The following is a 15,797-nucleotide window of genomic DNA, read 5'->3' as shown; positions in this document are numbered from 1 at the left end:
CAGCGGAGTCAAAGAACACACTGGCCAATATACCCCAATGGGGTATATTGGCCAGGCGCATGGCGACCCGATTTCCGACCACGGAAGGACTTCGATATGAGCACGATGATGGGGGCGATCGGTCATGCACTGGCCCTGGCCGGTTCGATGACGTGGGAGATTCTCTGGGCGCTGATCCTCGGGTTCGCGCTGTCGGCGGTGGTGCAGGCCGTCGTCCGGAAATCGACCATCGTCCGCCTCCTCGGCGACGACAAGCCCAAGACCCTCGCCGTGGCCGCGGGACTCGGCGCGGCATCGTCGTCGTGCTCGTACGCGGCAGTGGCGTTGGCGCGCTCGCTGTTTCGCAAAGGCGCCAACTTCACCGCGGCCATGGCATTCGAGATCGGCTCCACCAACCTCGTCGTCGAACTCGGCATCATCCTGGCGCTGCTGATGGGCTGGCAGTTCACCGCCGCCGAATTCGTCGGCGGCCCGATCATGATCGTCGTGCTGGCGGTGCTGTTCCGCTTGTTCGTGCGCAGCCGCCTCATCGACGAGGCCCGCGTGCAGGCAGACCAGGGCATCGCGGGCTCGATGGAAGGGCATGCGGCCATGGACATGTCGGTGCAGGGCGAGGGCTCGTTCGTCAGGCGCCTGTTCTCGGGACCTGGCCTCACGTCGGTCTCGCATGTGTTCGTCATGGAGTGGGCGGCGATCCTGCGCGACCTGATAATCGGTCTGCTCATCGCCGGTGCCATCGCCGCGTGGGTGCCAAATGCGTTCTGGGAGAACTTCTTTCTCGCCGACGATCCGACGTGGTCGGCGATCTGGGGGCCGATCGTCGGGCCCGTCGTGGCGATCGTGTCGTTCGTCTGCTCCATCGGGAACGTGCCCCTGGCGGCGGTGCTGTGGAACGGCGGTATCAGCTTCGGCGGCGTGGTCGCGTTCATCTTTGCCGACCTGCTGATCCTGCCGATCCTCAACATCTACCGGAAGTACTACGGCACCCGGATGATGCTGACGCTGCTGGCCACGTTCTACGTCTCGATGGTCGCGGCGGGTTACCTCGTCGAATTGCTTTTCGGTGCAACGGGTCTCATTCCCACGCAGCGCAACGCCATGGTGATGGAGAGCGGCATCTCCTGGAACTACACCACGTGGCTCAACATCGTCTTCCTGCTGCTCGCCGCGGGTCTGGTGTTGCGCTTCGTCCGCACCGGCGGCATCCCGATGCTGCGCATGATGGGCGGCTCACCCGACGCGGGGCACGACGGCGGCCACGGTCATGAAGGCCATACCAGTCACGATCACCACCAGCCAGGTTTGCCCGCCAACCATGACCACGTTCATCACTACCATCGAGAGAGCGACGATGAAGATCATGACGACCTCGGCCATCACTGAAAATCCAACCTGACTGTGCTGGTACCGATTCCGGCCGATCGGAGGCAGGCCAGTCGGCCCGCTGGTGAGTTGACCGACAAGGATGTGGAGAGCGCGACGATGAACACAACCCCGCGGCGGCCACGCCGCAGCCGCACACGCATCGGGTTGATGGCGGCGGTGGTGATCCTGGTCGCGTTGGCGGTGGCAGTGGTGATCGTCCTCAACACGCGCGCTTCGGGGCCTGTCAACTCGATCGAGCGTACCGCGCAAGACCGGTGCGACGCTGAGGTCCGCAACCGGCTCGTCGCACCGGCGGCCGCTACGCTGTCGAACACCGACGTGGCCACCAGCCCTCTCGACCCGGACGCCAAAGACCTGTTCACCCTCACGCAAGGTCCCCTCAGCGGCATCGATCACTCCCGCATCACGGTGTGGAGCGTGACGGTCGCAGTAGACGCTCCCAACGAAGTCGGAGGCAGCCTGCACGACCGATACGACTGCCGCGCCTACTTCGTGGACGGCACTCTGACAGACACCCTCGTGCTCGCCGGCCACGACCACTAACAACGACCTCTCGATCCACTGCGTCTCTCTGCAACGGGATGTTCACGGCCGGCGTTCCGTGGGCCCGGTCGAGCTGGGCGATCGAGCCGTTCGACCGTCGATTTCAGTTCCGCCACCGTGGTATTGAGCCCTTTGGATCCGTGCGCCCTTTCCGATATAAGGCGGCGCGGCGCCATGCTGCCGTCGCGCCCCGCGCCGAGCACGGGGCGTCGTTGGCTACCGGTGGTGTTTGTGGCGCGCGGTTATGCTGTGCTGGCTACACCTCGCGACCGTTTAGCGTGGCGTCATCCGGCGCGAAGCAATATCGGTCACAGGCCGCCCCTGCAGCTTCGTCGCCCGCTCCGCGGCAAGGAGTTGAATAACGTTGGCGTACAACGTGATTTTCCGCTCCAACTCGGCGCAGTGTGCTTGTAGCGCTCGATGTGCTTGTTGCAGATCATCGAACGCGTCGGCGGTGCCCCGGTACGGGGCCGGCGTCGTGCCTTCGTTGCGGACGTGCGCTTGGAACATCTCTTTGAGATCAACGTGCTGATGGGTGAGGTGCCATCGCGCAACACCGGCCTCGACGGCCAACTGGGATACGTTGAGCCGACCGGTTGATCGCAGCGGTTTGCCGGCCATCAAGCGGTCCATGGCCGCTACGATCTTTTTGCGTACCGGGTCTGTTTCAGTGGCCGTCATCGTGGTCCTTGATGATTGTCTCGATCCGATCGAGTTCTCGTTGTTCGCGTTGGTGCCGTAGTGGTGGGGCGGCTCGGTCCAACACTGTTGTTGCAAGCCGGTCCCGGTGTTGGCGGACTGTGGCCATGTTGCGATCGGTCCGAGCAATGTTGCGGCAGCTGGGCCGGCAGTCGTCGATGTCGGGTGTCACGAGCGGATCGTCGCGGGCTCCTCGCAGCTGGCAGGCCGCTTTGGTCGCGTCGAATACGCAGGTCATTCCCTCGCCGTGGTAGATCTGCAGCAATGGATTGGACAGCAAGTCGCGGGTTTGCCTCTTGCTGGTCAGGGTGTAGCCGGCGAAGCGGCCGTTGGCTGCGCTCAGACGCTGGCGGTAGGTTTGTGAGGCTGGTCCGGATACGTGTTCCCCATCGCTCAGGGCCTGCTCGTCGTCGGCGAATTGTTCCAACCTGGCCAGGAAATCCTCGAAGGCCAGCTCGTCAGGGAAACCTGAGTCGTAGGCGCCGGCGTAGCCCTGAATCATCCGTGTGTGTACGTGACCGTATTGGATCGACGCGGCGACCAGCCCGCGAGGTCGGCGGCGGATGAACCATGCCAGTGTGCGGCGAAATCGGCTGATGGTCAGCTGGCCGTGCGGGTCCGGCGGAATGGGATCGATGTGGTGGTGGGCACACAGCCGGTCAACGAAATCGATGAATCGGTGCACACTGTCGGTGGCTGCCTGAGTGTTTAGCGCTAGTCCCCCCGATCGACGCGGGGCGTAGATGCGTGTCAGATCGAATCGATTGGTGAACAGTAGTTCTTCGTCGTGGAGGCGTTCGAGTACCCGGATGGCGTCGGCAACCGGCTGCACCACCACCCACGGGTCGGCCCGCTGTAGGCCGGCGGGCACTTTGTTGCCTTGCTCGTCGACGGCGTTCTTGAAATAGACGCCTGACATCAGATACATGTCGTTGGCATCGTCCCGTTCGATGCAACCACGACGAATGTTCAAGACCTCCGCGGGCCGAGCACCGGAGAGGTAGGCGACCACGATCAGGCAGGCGGTGTGCAGATGCCGGATCAGGTGGCGGGTCTGGTTGTAAGAGAAGCGTCCAGGATGCCAGGGCCGTCCCTGCAGTGTGGCGATGATCGGGGTGGACAGGTACGCGTCATCATCGATCGGCAAGCCTGAGGTGGTTAACACCGACCGGGCGGTCGAGTAGGACGCCGCCGGCAGCCGTGGGATACCGATGAGCCGGCCGATATAAGGGAAGTTGATTTCGCGCTCACCTTGCTCGTTGATCCTGCCCGGCAGCAATCCCTGTTCTTGCCGAAGCGATTCGGCGTATTCGGCGACGATCTTGATCGCCCCACCCTGTGGCAGCCGGGTCCTGTCTTGCTCCGCAATGGGCGTCACGTCCGGCCCGCGTGCATGCAGGAAGAGGAACTCCTCGTGGGCGGCGATGATGTCATCGGCAAAGTCTTCGACGAATCGCAGTGCCCACAGTAGTAGTGCCTGCATCGTGTTCTCGTTGATTCGTGGCGTGAGGTTCTCCATGTATGAGCGGGCATTGCCCAGAAGGGCGCCGGCCGATTCACCGCCCCAGGGCGGCATCTCGGGTAGCCGCATCGATTCCGGTAGTGCCGAGCGGTATCCCCAGAGTCGACGGACCTCGCCGACGCATCGGTGCATCTGCTCGACGCTGGGCTGAGTGCTGCCGACGTAGACCAGATAGTCATCGAGCAACTCGGGTGTCACTTCGCAGAACGCTGTAATACGTTGTTTGTGAAGCCAATTCAAGAACGTGCGGAACGGATACCAGCACATCCTGATGGTGTACAGCGATGGGCGTGTGGCCGTGGTCCTTCGGAGCTGCATCGGCGGGTCGGTGTTGACCAGCACCCACACGTAGCGTTTTGCGCATTCTCGCAAGGATTTTGGGGCCAGCTTGAAGTTGATGCTGGTGATCTTCGCGCTTTCCTCGAAGATTCCGTGATCGAAGCGCCACACATCGTCTGCATACCGAGACAGCACAGCGGTGTCGGCATCTGGGCGTAATACGCGCCGCAGGAGAACCGGTGTGGTCGGGTCGGGACATTCAACCTGGTCGTGGTGGCGCGTAGCGCGCCGATGCGGTGTCGTCATCGCATGTCCAACTCCCGGTTGAGGAATCGGTCCACGATCTCGCGATGGTCATCGGTGGTGGCGGCGCGCGCTGCGCTGAGTTGGTCTTCGTCATAATTCGACAGCAGATCGGATAGCTGGGCGTGTGGGAGGGCAAAACGCGTCGTCCACGTCAGCGGGGTCATCTGGTGTCGACGTTCAGCCAGACGATCGAACACCAGGGTCTGCACGGGCAGGTGCCGAGGCAACGCGCGAGCGCATGGACAACTGAGGCACAGCATGAATGAGGCGCGGCACGGGTTGCGTCCATCAAGGTGGTGTACGAGTCGGACCTGATCAGCGGTACCGGCGTGTCGTAGCCGAGTGATTGAAGGTCATCGCGTGATTCTTCGAGAGACCGTCCAAAGTCACTCGAGCAAAGGAATCGACGCGATGACCACTGCCCACAATATCGATCTGCCCACTGTGCTGGCCGAACGACTCACCACTGCCCATCCCGACGTGCTGCGCGAGCTGCTGGCCACGTTCATCCACACCCTGATGGGCGCCGAAGCCGACGCCCTATGCGGTGCCGGCTACGGCGAACGCTCGGCTGAGCGCACCAATTCCCGCAACGGCTACCGACACCGTCAATTCGACACCCGTGCAGGGACTTTGGATCTTGCGATCCCGAAGCTGCGGCAAGGATCCTACTTCCCGGACTGGCTGCTGGAGCGCCGTAAACGCGCCGAGCGGGCCCTGACCACGGTGGTGGCGACGTGTTACCTGCTTGGTGTCTCGACGCGGCGGATGGACAAGCTGGTCGAGACCCTGGGCATCACGTCGTTGTCGAAGTCGCAGGTGTCGGTGATGGCCAGGAACTCGACGCCGCCGTGGAGGCGTTCCGGACCCGGCCGCTCGATGCCGGCCCGTATACGTTCGTCGCTGCGGACGCTCTGGTGCTCAAGGTGCGTGAAGCCGGCCGGGTGGTCAACGTGCACGCCCTGATCGCCGTCGGGGTCAACGCCGAGGGCTACCGCGAGATCCTGGGAATCGATGTCACGACCGCTGAGGACGGGGCGGGCTGGTTGACGTTCTGGCGGTCGTTGACCGCCCGCGGCCTGTCCGGGGTCAAACTGGTCACCAGCGACGCCCACGCCGGGCTGGTCGCCGCCATCGGGGCCACCCTGCCCGGAGCGGCGTGGCAGCGCTGCAGAACCCACTACACGACCAACCTGATGTCCGTCACTCCCAAGAGTTCGTGGCCCTGGGTGCGCACCCTGCTGCACTCGGTGTTCGACCAACCTGACGCTGAATCCGTTGCTGCTCAATATGATCGGATCATCGACGCATTGTCCGACAAGCTGCCCAATGTCGCCGATCACCTCGAAGCGGCGCGGCCGGATCTGCTGGCGTTCACCGCGTTCCCCAAGCAGATCTGGCGCCAGATCTGGAGCAACAATCCCCAGGAACGACTCAACAAGGAGATCCGCCGGCGCACCGACGTCGTGGGCATCTTCCCCGACCGCGCGGCCCTGATCCGTCTCGTCGGAGCAGTGCTGGCCGAACAACACGACGAATGGGCCGAGTCGCGGCGCTACCTCGGCCTCGACGTTCTGAGCAAATCACGCACCGTCAACGACACCCCAACCGAACAGGAGGCTACCCCCGCGGCACTGCCCGCCTGACCCAACTACCTCGAAGAATCACACGACGACGTCATACACCACGTCCCTGGACTTGACCGCGGCACGGCTGGCCCGGGTCACCGTAGGGTCCGTGGTGATTGTCGATGCAGGCATTCATCACGGTGTCCAACTTGCCCTGGAGCATGCGGCGAACATCGGTGTGGGACAACGATAATTCCGATGCCAACGCCGTCGGATCGGCGTGCGCCTGAGCAACTTCGGCCGCCGACAGCGCGGACATGACGGGCAAGGCGCGGGCTTTGGCGACCTGTTCGCTCAAGGCATCGGCGACAACTCGGCGGTATTCAACCAGGTTGCCGCGGTTTCGCCCCAGATAGTCGTCAATGAGGGTTTGTTCGGTGTGCGCCACCGGTTTCTGGTGTAGCTCAAGGTAAGTCATTCGTAGTCGAACTAGCGACACCTCGAGTGGCTTGGGTGGTACGCCCTCGACAGAATCGCACAGTAGCCCCTGTTGTCGCGACCATGGCCGTATCCATCCTTCAGCCGATCCATGCGCGCGGATACCCCTACCATGGGCGCCATTTGAACAGTAGGCAACCATCAACCGGCCACTGCCTTCGATTCTGCGCGTCGATGCGGTCAGCTCATACAACAACATGTAGACACCGAAGGCCGTGTGCAGTTCATCGCGGCGCGACAGCGTGGTCGGGTCGTCGGGGATGCTGATCCAATCTGGAACGGCGGCAAGTGCGACGTCCATGTCGGCGCGGCTGCCACGACGGGGCTTGCGCATCCCGACAATGGCGGTCTTCGGTCCGCCCGCATCGCCGTCGGCGCGGTGATGTGTAGCAGGACATTTCATGATGACGTACGGATTTTGCCCGGTCAGCACGGCCAACAACACGGCACCGGCGCTGACTTCCAGCGGATTCAAATGTGCCCACCGAATGATGTCCCGGGTCCCTCCGAAACCGCGCACCCACTTGGCAGTCAACTGCGCCTTGCTCGGGAAGTCGCCGCCTCGGCGTGGCACGTCGGCGTGCCGTTCCACATAGTCGAGCAATTCGAGTCGGCGGGTCGGATCATCTAACTGGCCCAATCGGTACTGCTCCAACAACGCACGATTATCTCGGATGCGTTGCGCGGCCCGCCGCAGGTCGGCGCGCGCCGCTGCGGCGATCCGCTGGAATTCGGTACGGCTGTAGCTCTGGTGACGCTTACCGGACCGCACTGGTCGCGGATGGGGCTCGGCGAGTTTGGCCACCATGTCCGGATTCCACGAATCGAGCTGGCGCAGAGTCATTTTCACTCCGCGCGACTCCTCGGTGAGCTTCCAGATGGCACCCGCAGCGCGACGCTCGGCCAAGAAGCCGTCGATGTGGCGCGGACGCAGGCCCGATCGGCTCACGGGTGGACGCGGTAGACCCGAAAGATATTGCGCAAAGTGGTGCATCGCTCGAAACGCGTCGCCGATCGACGCCATCGACCGTAAAGTGCCGCCCGGGCCTGTGCGTTTGGCGAACGCCTCGGCAAACATGCGTTGCAGCTCCGGGCTCACCGGCAAACGTGAACAGTCGAAGTCTTTTGGCTGACTGTTGCCGTCCTCGAAGCAGCGGACCGTCGTTCCGTCGGCGAGAACACCGCGCGGTGTTGCGTGTGCTGGTTCGGGAAGCCGAGCGGCGCGACCACGCCGACTCATTTGCGCGCCACCGGGTCTCCGAGGACCATTGCGTGGCCGCCGAAAAGTTCGGCCATCAATCCCGCCACCGGTAAGCCCTGGGTCTGCGCAAGCAACACCTCGACGTCGAGCGCCCGGAAGGGTTCTAATGGTGACGTCGGATATCAGAACTGTCCGAATGCCCGTGGCATTGATCGCGAATTCTGACGCTAGTTGATCGCGAATTCTGGCGGTGTTGGTGGAGTTTCAAGATCGCTTATCGCCATATTGACGTCATCTTGATTGCCGCAGTGTCGGCTGGATGGGAACCGCCCCACGGTCAGTGGGATCGGTCGGGGAACCTGTGGTCAGCTTTCGGTGGTGTGCTCGACGATGGGGCATATTGTGGCCGGCACGGTCGCGGTGGCACCGTCGACTGGATGGGCATTTCGAGTGTTGACGAGACTGCGGCGTAGGGCGCGCAGGTCGGCGATCGCGGCATCGATCTCGTCAACGCGCGTGTCGATGAACGCGCGAACCGCGGTGCATGGCGCCGAGCCGTGACGGCGGATGTCCAGGATGGCGGCGATGTCATCCAGGCGTAGGCCCAGTGTGCGGGCCTGACGGATGAAGGTGAGCACGGCGACGTCGTCGGCGCCGTAGAGGCGGTAGCCGGCCGGGGTGCGCGGGGGTTCGTCCACGAGGCCTTTCGCCACGTATAAGCGCAGCGCCTTGCGCGTGATGCCGGCGCGGGAGGCGGCCTGCCCGGCGGTGAGAGTGTCCGAGGCCATGATTTCCTCCTGATCAACTTGACCTGGCCCCGAGGGCCAGCTCTTACTGTCGTCTAGCTGGAACAACACGACAAGGAGGTAGATCATGCCATTTCGTGAGGGTGAGGTGTATCGCTGCCCGGTGCCCGAATGCGGATGCGAGGTGACGGTGACTAAGAGTGCCCCGCCGGACTGTCAGGGACAGCAGAATCCGACCTGCTGCTGCGGACAGACGATGGAGAAAGTCAGCTAGGCACCAACGCACCGGGGTGGGGCCTGACAGTGACCTCACCCCGGTTGCCGCCGGCACGCATTGCCAGCGATCTGAGCAAAGAGGAGGCACGCGTTGTCGTCCCCGGCTTCACCGCAGCGGTCACGGGAATGGTTGTTGCGGACTTTGGCCGCCGCTACGTTCCTGATTTTCTTTCAGGCGTTCATGGTGGCGCCGCTCATTCCGCAACTGGCGCACGAGTTCGGCAGCTCAACCGATCTGCTTGGGCTCGCTGTTCCCGCCTACCTGGTGCCCTACGGGGCGATGACCTTGTTGTGGGGTCCGCTCTCGGATCGGATCGGCCGGAAACGGGTGATCCTGGGGTCTGCTGCGGGGTTCGTCGTGCTCACCGCGCTGACCGCCCTGGCCGATGGCCCCCGCATGTTTATCGCGTTCCGGCTGCTGACCGCGCTCGGCGCCAGCGGGGTGGTGCCGATCTCCCTGGCCCTGATCGGTGATGTGTCCCCTACGAGCGGCGCGGTCATGCGCTGGGCTGGCTTTTCGGCGCGATGGCTGGCGGTATGGCCTTCGGTTCCAGTGCCGGGGCGCTGCTGGAACCGCTGATCGGCTGGCAGGGTCTGTTTCTCGGGGTGGCCGGGCTCGCCGCGATCGTGCTTGTGGCACTTACGCTTCGGCGCTCGCAGCTGCAGGGTGGGTCCGCGCTGCAGCGTCGAAGCGTCGGGCAGATCGCGCGCGGCTACTTCACGCTGCTGCGCCAACAGCGTGCCCGCCGCACCTACGGCTATGTCCTGATCAACGCGGTGATCCACTCCGGCATCTATACCTGGCTGGGCGTCTATTTCAGCCAGCGATTCGGTCTGACGCTGGTCGGTATCGGCCTGGCGTTGCTGCTCTACGGCGTTCCCGGTTTCCTCTTCGGTCCTGCCATCGGCCGGCTCGCCGACCGATACGGGCGCACCCGACTCATCCCCCTCGGTCTGGCCGTCGCGTCCACTGCCGCCCTGCTCCTCGCACTCCCTGTTCCGCTGATCCTGGCTGCCCTCGCTGTCGGCATGCTGTCCCTGGGCTACGACCTGACCCAGCCGCTGCTGGCCGGGATCGTCACCCAGCTGTCCGCCCAACGCGGCCAGGCGATGGGCCTCAACGTCTGCACCCTGTTCATCGGCTTCGGCGCCGGAAGCCTCCTGTTCCAAGCGCTGCTCACCACCGGGTTCACCGCAGCACTGGCCACGTTCAGTACCGGGCGGCACTCGCCGCGGTCATCGGCCTGTACTTCTTCGCCAGTGAGAGACCACACCCCATGCCGTCCGTCAAAGACCCGCGGTGACGTAATATTTCACGGACTCGAACTTTCCCCACACCTACGTATTGTCGAGATTCGCGATGAAACGGCGTCCGATTTCGCGACCAGAACCAGCCCCGGGATGTTCACTGTTGGGGTGTGTCGCATGTAGGCACTATGCCCGTGTTTCCGTGTTGCGGGCCAGCGATTGTGGTCGGCTGCTGATGACGGCGGCGTAGTTGGTCCAGTCGCCGGCGGAGAGGCGTTGCCAGGAGACGGCGACGTCGGTATGGATGCCGAGGGTGCGGGCCAGGATTGCTGCCGGGATCTCGGTGGCGAGTTGAAACAGTGCGGTGCTGCGGGCGGCGCCGGGACGGATGCCGAGTCGGTTCAATCGTTGGGTCAGCTGGCCGGTGCTGATGGGCCGGCCGGGTTGGCCGCCCGGAAAGAGCCAGATCGAGGGGGTCAGCGCGCCAATGGTTGCGTGGCCCTTGCGATTTGACATATTCAATCGGGCCAGGCCGGCAACCGGCTCGGGTAGGTGTATCGGCGAGCTGCCGAGGTGCAGCCGGACCGGATCAGCGTCGAGTTCGATATCGACGATGGTCATTCGGCAGATCGCAGCCGGTGTCTGCGCGTAGAGGAGAACGAGCAGGCCGGCCAGCCGGTCATCGGGCTTGAGGCTGTCGTCGTGCAACAGGCGGCGCGCGATGTTCCAGCGGTTCTGGTCATCGAGCGGTCGGGTGGGGCCCATCCAGCGGTGTGCGCCGATGCGGACGCTGGTCAGCTTGTTCTTGTGCGCCCATCGGATGAAGTGTCCCGCTGCCCCGCGATGTGTCGCGGCGGCGTCGGTGAGCCAGCGATCCAGGTCGGCCTGCTGACAGCTGCCGAGGGTGAGCTGGTGTTCGGTGAGCCAGTCCAGGAAGGCGATGGCCGCGTGGGTGCGTTGGCGCACCGAGTTGAACTGCTGGATGGTGATGGCGTGCCCGTTGTTGCGTTGCCGCAGTCGACGGATCAGGTGCCAGACCGTGTAGCGGTGCAGCGCCTGCCGCTGCTCGAGGTTCGCGTGCGCAGCCAGGGTCTGATCGATGAACCGCTCGATGCGGACCATGTGCTCATCGCGTCGCGGCAGGGCGCCCACGCCGATGAGGACATGGCGCAGGTGCGCCAGAGGCTGACTGTGGGGCAGCTCGTCGAGCGCTTCGTGGGTCAACGCCCTGCGCCCGGCAGCGAGATCGGCCAGCACCGGCGCGACGGACTTCTTCTTCAGCCATCGCATGGCGGTGATGGGGTGTTCTGCGGTAGCGATGTTGTGCCGCAAAGCCTGCAGCCCCGGATGAAGCGATGCCGACGGCGGACCGATGATCTCGTTGAGACGCTGATTGATTCGGCATCGAACGCATTGACCAGGGTGCGGATAGGACGGGTCGCTGCAGGTTAGCAATCGCGCCAGATGGCGCGGGTGGTGCAGTCCTCGCAGTGCGGCTGGGCGAGGGTGCCCGAGATCACTGCGGCGGTCCGTCCGCACGAGCTGCATCGGGCGGTGCGGCGCTGGCAGGCAGGACACCATGGTCGGCCGGTGATTCGAGATGTGCCGCAGGGCTTTTCGTCGCCGCAGATCGAGCAGGAAGCGGTCGGCAAGGACGGGCAGGTGCTGCAGATCGGCCCGTCTGGGGTCCGGAGGCTGACCGGACGGCGGCGACCGCAGTTGAGGCAGTCTTCGAGGTTGTCAGGGTCGGTGACCAAACAGTTTGGACATAGTGGTCGGCCCTGCTGGTCACGAGTGGCCGGTTCGCGGCGCGCGCCGCAGCGTGCGCATTCTTCGATGCGGGTGTGGGCGATGCAGGTGCGGCACACGCGTTGCCCGTCAAGAGGTTTGTCGATCCGCACGACGCGACCGCAGCGCGGGCATGCCGGCCGCACGATCCCGGCGACTCCTGCTGCGTGCAGGGCATCGATCAGCGGGATGATCGCCCGGATGGGGCGAGATGCCCGGCGCCGGTGAGTAATTCGGGTGCAGCTTCCAAGGCCCAGGCGACCTTGCGTTGATGCGCGGGCCGGGACGCAAGTCTGCTGACCGCACTGGCGACGAGGTCGCGGTCGACGGCCGGATCCAGCCGGGCCACCACGGTGTGGATGACCGAGATCGGATCGCGGTCGTCGCGGTCAGGGCATTGCGCGCAGCGGGCCCCACCGGCGCGATCCCGGGTCGAGACATGCCGAAGCTGCCCGCAGGCCGCACACGGGGCCGGACGCACGCTACAGGCCCCGCAGAACCAGTCCTGACCACGACGCTGGAGGGTCCGCATCGGCGTGCCGCACTCGGCGCAGACCGGCGGCGAAACCTCTGCGCCGGCCTTCTCAGGGCGATCAGCAGGTCACCGACCGCCCGCGGCGCCGGAGAGCGTCCATCGGTCAGCACCGCTGGGCGCTGGGCAAGAAACGCTGCCAGGCGCCGCGATTTCGCTCGCCCACCCGCGACGCGGGTGATGACGGACCTGGCCCGCTCGAGTGTGAGCCGATCATCGACCGCCGCGACCAAGTCCGTGATGAACCCGACCGGGTCTGAAACCGACCGATCGCTGGTGGTCACTCGGCGCCGCGAATGCGCGCCCGCTTGGGTCGCAAGCCCCCGAGGCCGGCTTCGGCGCCGACCGCCTTCTTCCGCGGGCGCCCGCTCGGGCCGAGACGGCCGGCTCGATCAAGTCGTCCATCGTGCAGTCGAGGATGTCCAGCAGCGCCATCAGGATCTTCAGGCTCAGCCGTTCGGGTCGCTCGACCACGAGCCGGTAGACCTGACTGGACGACAAGGTGATGCCGCGCTGCTCCAGCGGCTCGATCAGATCGGTGGTCGCGAACATGCCGCCGGCGGCCATGACCGTGCGCAGATGCCAGTGGTAGTCGAGCTTGGCGGGCATCATCAGTCCTTGTCTGCTGGAGGGGTCCGACCAAGCACGGGCGCGAGCGCCTTGTGCAGCATGGTGTTCATGAAATCGGAGCTGACGTGGGTGTAGATGGCCGTGGAACTGTCGCATTCGTGCCCAACCTGGGATTGGATGAACCGCCGGTCAACACCATCTTCGGTGAGGTGCGTGACAAAGGAGTGACGGATTGAGTGGGGCACAAGGTCTTTCGGCAACTTCAGCGCATCCCGATAGGAGACGAACCGAGCGTTGATCTCCGCGGCCTTGATCCGCCCGCCCCGCTCGGTCACCCACAGCGCCGGATGATCGGGGCAGCCGAACTTCGGCCGCACATTCTCGACATAATCAGCGACCGCCTCTACCGCCCAATCCATCACCGACAACACGTTCCGCCGCCGCGGCGGCTGTCCCCGTTTCGCCTTGCCGTAACGCACGTTGAGCGTGCCGAACCTGCCGAACTGCGGCGCCGCAGGATTGCGGCCGAAATCCACCAGGTCAAGTTTGGCGGTCTCGGTCCGACGCAACCCCCACCCGTAGATCACCTTGAAGACGGTGGCATCGCGGAAAGCAGCCCCTTTACGTTTCGCCCGCACCGCACGATCGACCTGGTCGTCGGCGTAGTCCAGGAACCGCTGCATCTCCTCACGTGTGAACGGCCTGGCCTCCGGCCGACCCTCGTAGTCGTTCAAATGCGCGATCGTGTTCCATTCGTGGCAGATCGCCACCGGATGGGTGCCGAACTCTTCCTCGCATGCCAACGCCCACCCGTAGCGGCCGTCGATCAGAAACTCGCTGAACAGCCGTAACGAGCATTGGTAGCCGCGGATCGTCGACGGTGCCAGGTGCTTCGCTGACCAACCAGAGCGACCACTCGTCGATATGCGTCGGGGTCCACTGCCACGGATAGTCATTGACGAAATCCATGAACCGACGGACCAGCTTCTCCCGCGCCGTGACTGTCTCCTCACGAAGCCCCGAGCAGCCTGCTGAGCACGCCAGCCACGAAACATCGCCTCCGCCATCGCATCTTGCGGACGCAGGTGTGCGATACCGGACACCAGCTCCAGATGTGCTGCCCCAGCCAGATCAACCTGCCGCAACCCGACCCCCAACGCCACCGAACAGTGATCGAATCATGCATCAAACGAGATCACTTTGGCAAATAGACTGGCCAGCAGCCCTTTTCATGCCCTATATCCGCTAGCCTAAAACCCCGACTCCATCAGGCAACCAGGTGATTCTCGCCCATCAGATGCAATTCCCGAGCGTTCAGGTAGACGTTCCTGGTAGTTTCGACATGCCGGTGCCCCAACATCGTCTGCACCAGGTGCCAGGTATCACCGAATTGGACTCGGAAATCACGGGCCTCCTCCTCTGAGAGGTGACCGAGTCTCGAGGAATAGACCAGTTTCCCAATGGAGAACCACCGCAGGGCGAAGGAGTGCCGCAGCATATGCGGTGTGCAGGTGAAGTTCTCCACACCCAGTGCGGCGATACGATCGTTCGCTGCAGCGAACGTGTGGTGCCATCCGTGCGCGTCGCGCGGGAGACCATTTTCGTTCAGCCACAACCACAATGGCTCCAGACCAGCTTGCGTGCGGCGAAATAGCCTGCGGCGCAACGCTGGACCGGTCGTGTTCCAAGCGCGGTCGATGAATCCACCGTTACCGTCGGGCAGTCTTACCGTTCCTGGTCGCTTCGCGACGCCCACGACGATCGCGTCGCCCAGTTGCGCGTAGCGACCGCTCTCTTGGGCGCCGCGAACAGCCCGGGCCCTGGAACCCTCCACATACGCACAAATCCCCGCCAGCACGTGCCGCGGCATCCAATACGGGTGGCCATAGCCACCCTTGGCACATTTGTCGGCCAAGTGACACTTATAGAAGGGCCGGTCGACACCCAGTGTTGGAAGTTCATCGATCGTGACCGAAGCCCATTCCGACAGCCGTAACCCCGTTCCATACAGTCCGTCGAAAAACGCGACATCGCGCTGCTCATTGCGGGTGCGGCACGATCGGTCCCTGTGGCCCCGAAGATCCCGGCCACGCAACCCAACATCGCGCCAACGATCTACCGCGGCAGGATCGAGCCATCGAACTCTGGCCGACCGCTTAGACGGCGGCGAATCAACGGACAGGAAGATGTCGACGACATCTGCGAACCGCTCCGCGGCCCACGAATAGAATTTCTTGCACGCCGCAATATCCTTCGAAAAAGCCGAAGCGCCAACAGGAGTCAGGTTGTTCGGGTCGGTGCGCCTCCAGAACTCGAAATCCTCTGTGTCTTCCTCGGTCGCTTCAGACCACACGCGTCCACTGGTCTGCAAGAAGTTCAGCCACAAACACAGCGACTGTGCGTAGTCACGGTTTGTGTTACTCGCAAGCACTCGCATCCGAGCGGAAGCCAAGAACGCGTTGACTCGAACATCGACAAACCCGTCGCTGCGTATGAGAAAGCGCTGTCCATCAACGTCTTTCCAACGCGACAACACGTCGCCGATGTCAGGAATCGGGCCCGTGATCTCCGTCGGCCAACCGTGAGCGAGCACGTTGATGTCGTAGCGAACCACCGACCATGTCTGCATGTTGGC

10 protein-coding genes and 4 pseudogenes are annotated in these 15,797 nt (G+C 63.9%); 4 read left to right on the top strand and 10 right to left on the bottom strand.

The features are described 5' to 3' along the window. Positions 1 to 96: 96 nt before the first annotated feature. Both G6N59_RS29300 and G6N59_RS29295 read left to right on the top strand, forming a co-directional pair. Positions 97 to 1,383: a permease gene (locus G6N59_RS29300; protein ID WP_138230744.1), complete on the top strand. Its 1,287-nt coding sequence runs from the start codon at positions 97 to 99 to the stop codon at positions 1,381 to 1,383. 99 nt (positions 1,384 to 1,482) lie between these two features. Next, positions 1,483 to 1,929: a hypothetical protein gene (locus G6N59_RS29295; RefSeq protein WP_061000276.1), complete on the top strand. Its 447-nt coding sequence runs from the start codon at positions 1,483 to 1,485 to the stop codon at positions 1,927 to 1,929. A gap of 273 nt (positions 1,930 to 2,202) precedes the next feature. On the opposite strand, the gene G6N59_RS29290 is transcribed toward G6N59_RS29295, so the two are convergent. The 3 genes from G6N59_RS29290 to G6N59_RS29280 all read right to left on the bottom strand — a co-directional run bounded on the left by G6N59_RS29290 (position 2,203) and on the right by G6N59_RS29280 (position 4,932). Further along, on the bottom strand, positions 2,203 to 2,610 hold the full coding sequence (locus G6N59_RS29290; RefSeq protein WP_138230743.1) for a hypothetical protein: 408 nt from the start codon (positions 2,608 to 2,610) through the stop codon (positions 2,203 to 2,205). After that, positions 2,597 to 4,348, bottom strand: a complete 1,752-nt coding sequence (locus G6N59_RS30755; RefSeq protein ID WP_234884246.1) for a hypothetical protein — start codon at positions 4,346 to 4,348, stop codon at positions 2,597 to 2,599. Before G6N59_RS30755 ends, G6N59_RS29290 begins: the two co-directional genes overlap by 14 nt. A gap of 383 nt (positions 4,349 to 4,731) precedes the next feature. Continuing rightward, positions 4,732 to 4,932 (bottom strand): hypothetical protein, encoded by a 201-nt coding sequence (locus G6N59_RS29280; protein WP_138230741.1) that lies wholly within the window; start codon positions 4,930 to 4,932, stop codon positions 4,732 to 4,734. Between the two features lie 214 nt (positions 4,933 to 5,146). Between G6N59_RS29280 and G6N59_RS29275 the strand changes: the two are divergent. Continuing rightward, positions 5,147 to 6,381: pseudogene (locus G6N59_RS29275) on the top strand (IS256 family transposase). A gap of 31 nt (positions 6,382 to 6,412) precedes the next feature. Here the strand turns inward: G6N59_RS29275 and G6N59_RS29270 are convergent. Both G6N59_RS29270 and G6N59_RS29265 read right to left on the bottom strand, forming a co-directional pair. Continuing rightward, a complete protein-coding gene (locus G6N59_RS29270) occupies positions 6,413 to 7,456 on the bottom strand; it encodes a hypothetical protein (protein WP_163912228.1) in 1,044 nt (347 codons plus the stop codon). A 911-nt stretch (positions 7,457 to 8,367) separates the two neighbouring features. Further along, a complete protein-coding gene (locus tag G6N59_RS29265) occupies positions 8,368 to 8,790 on the bottom strand; it encodes a MerR family DNA-binding protein (RefSeq protein WP_163911226.1) in 423 nt (140 codons plus the stop codon). A gap of 415 nt (positions 8,791 to 9,205) precedes the next feature. On the opposite strand from G6N59_RS29265, the pseudogene G6N59_RS29260 reads away from it, so the two are divergent. Continuing rightward, positions 9,206 to 10,455, top strand: a pseudogene (locus G6N59_RS29260) (MFS transporter). A gap of 3 nt (positions 10,456 to 10,458) precedes the next feature. On the opposite strand, the gene G6N59_RS31380 reads toward G6N59_RS29260, so the two are convergent. From G6N59_RS31380 to G6N59_RS29240, 5 genes and pseudogenes are all read right to left on the bottom strand, one after another. Then, positions 10,459 to 11,562, bottom strand: a complete 1,104-nt coding sequence (locus G6N59_RS31380) for a site-specific integrase (RefSeq protein ID WP_197907899.1) — start codon at positions 11,560 to 11,562, stop codon at positions 10,459 to 10,461. 679 nt (positions 11,563 to 12,241) lie between these two features. Further along, on the bottom strand, positions 12,242 to 12,592 hold the full coding sequence (locus G6N59_RS31375; RefSeq protein ID WP_235678778.1) for a hypothetical protein: 351 nt from the start codon (positions 12,590 to 12,592) through the stop codon (positions 12,242 to 12,244). Positions 12,593 to 12,872: 280 nt separating this feature from the next. Beyond that, positions 12,873 to 13,201: pseudogene (locus tag G6N59_RS29250) on the bottom strand (helix-turn-helix domain-containing protein). Between the two features lie 2 nt (positions 13,202 to 13,203). Next, positions 13,204 to 14,229, bottom strand: a pseudogene (locus G6N59_RS29245) (tyrosine-type recombinase/integrase). A gap of 200 nt (positions 14,230 to 14,429) precedes the next feature. After that, on the bottom strand, positions 14,430 to 15,791 hold the full coding sequence (locus G6N59_RS29240; protein WP_138233502.1) for a tyrosine-type recombinase/integrase: 1,362 nt from the start codon (positions 15,789 to 15,791) through the stop codon (positions 14,430 to 14,432). Between the last annotated feature and the right edge of the window lie 6 nt (positions 15,792 to 15,797).

Origin of the sequence: Mycolicibacterium aubagnense (assembly GCF_010730955.1) — a bacterium.
Lineage (GTDB): Bacteria > Actinomycetota > Actinomycetes > Mycobacteriales > Mycobacteriaceae > Mycobacterium > Mycobacterium aubagnense.
Note: the sequence above shows the minus strand (reverse complement) of the source record. Positions and strands in the feature narration are given on the sequence as shown.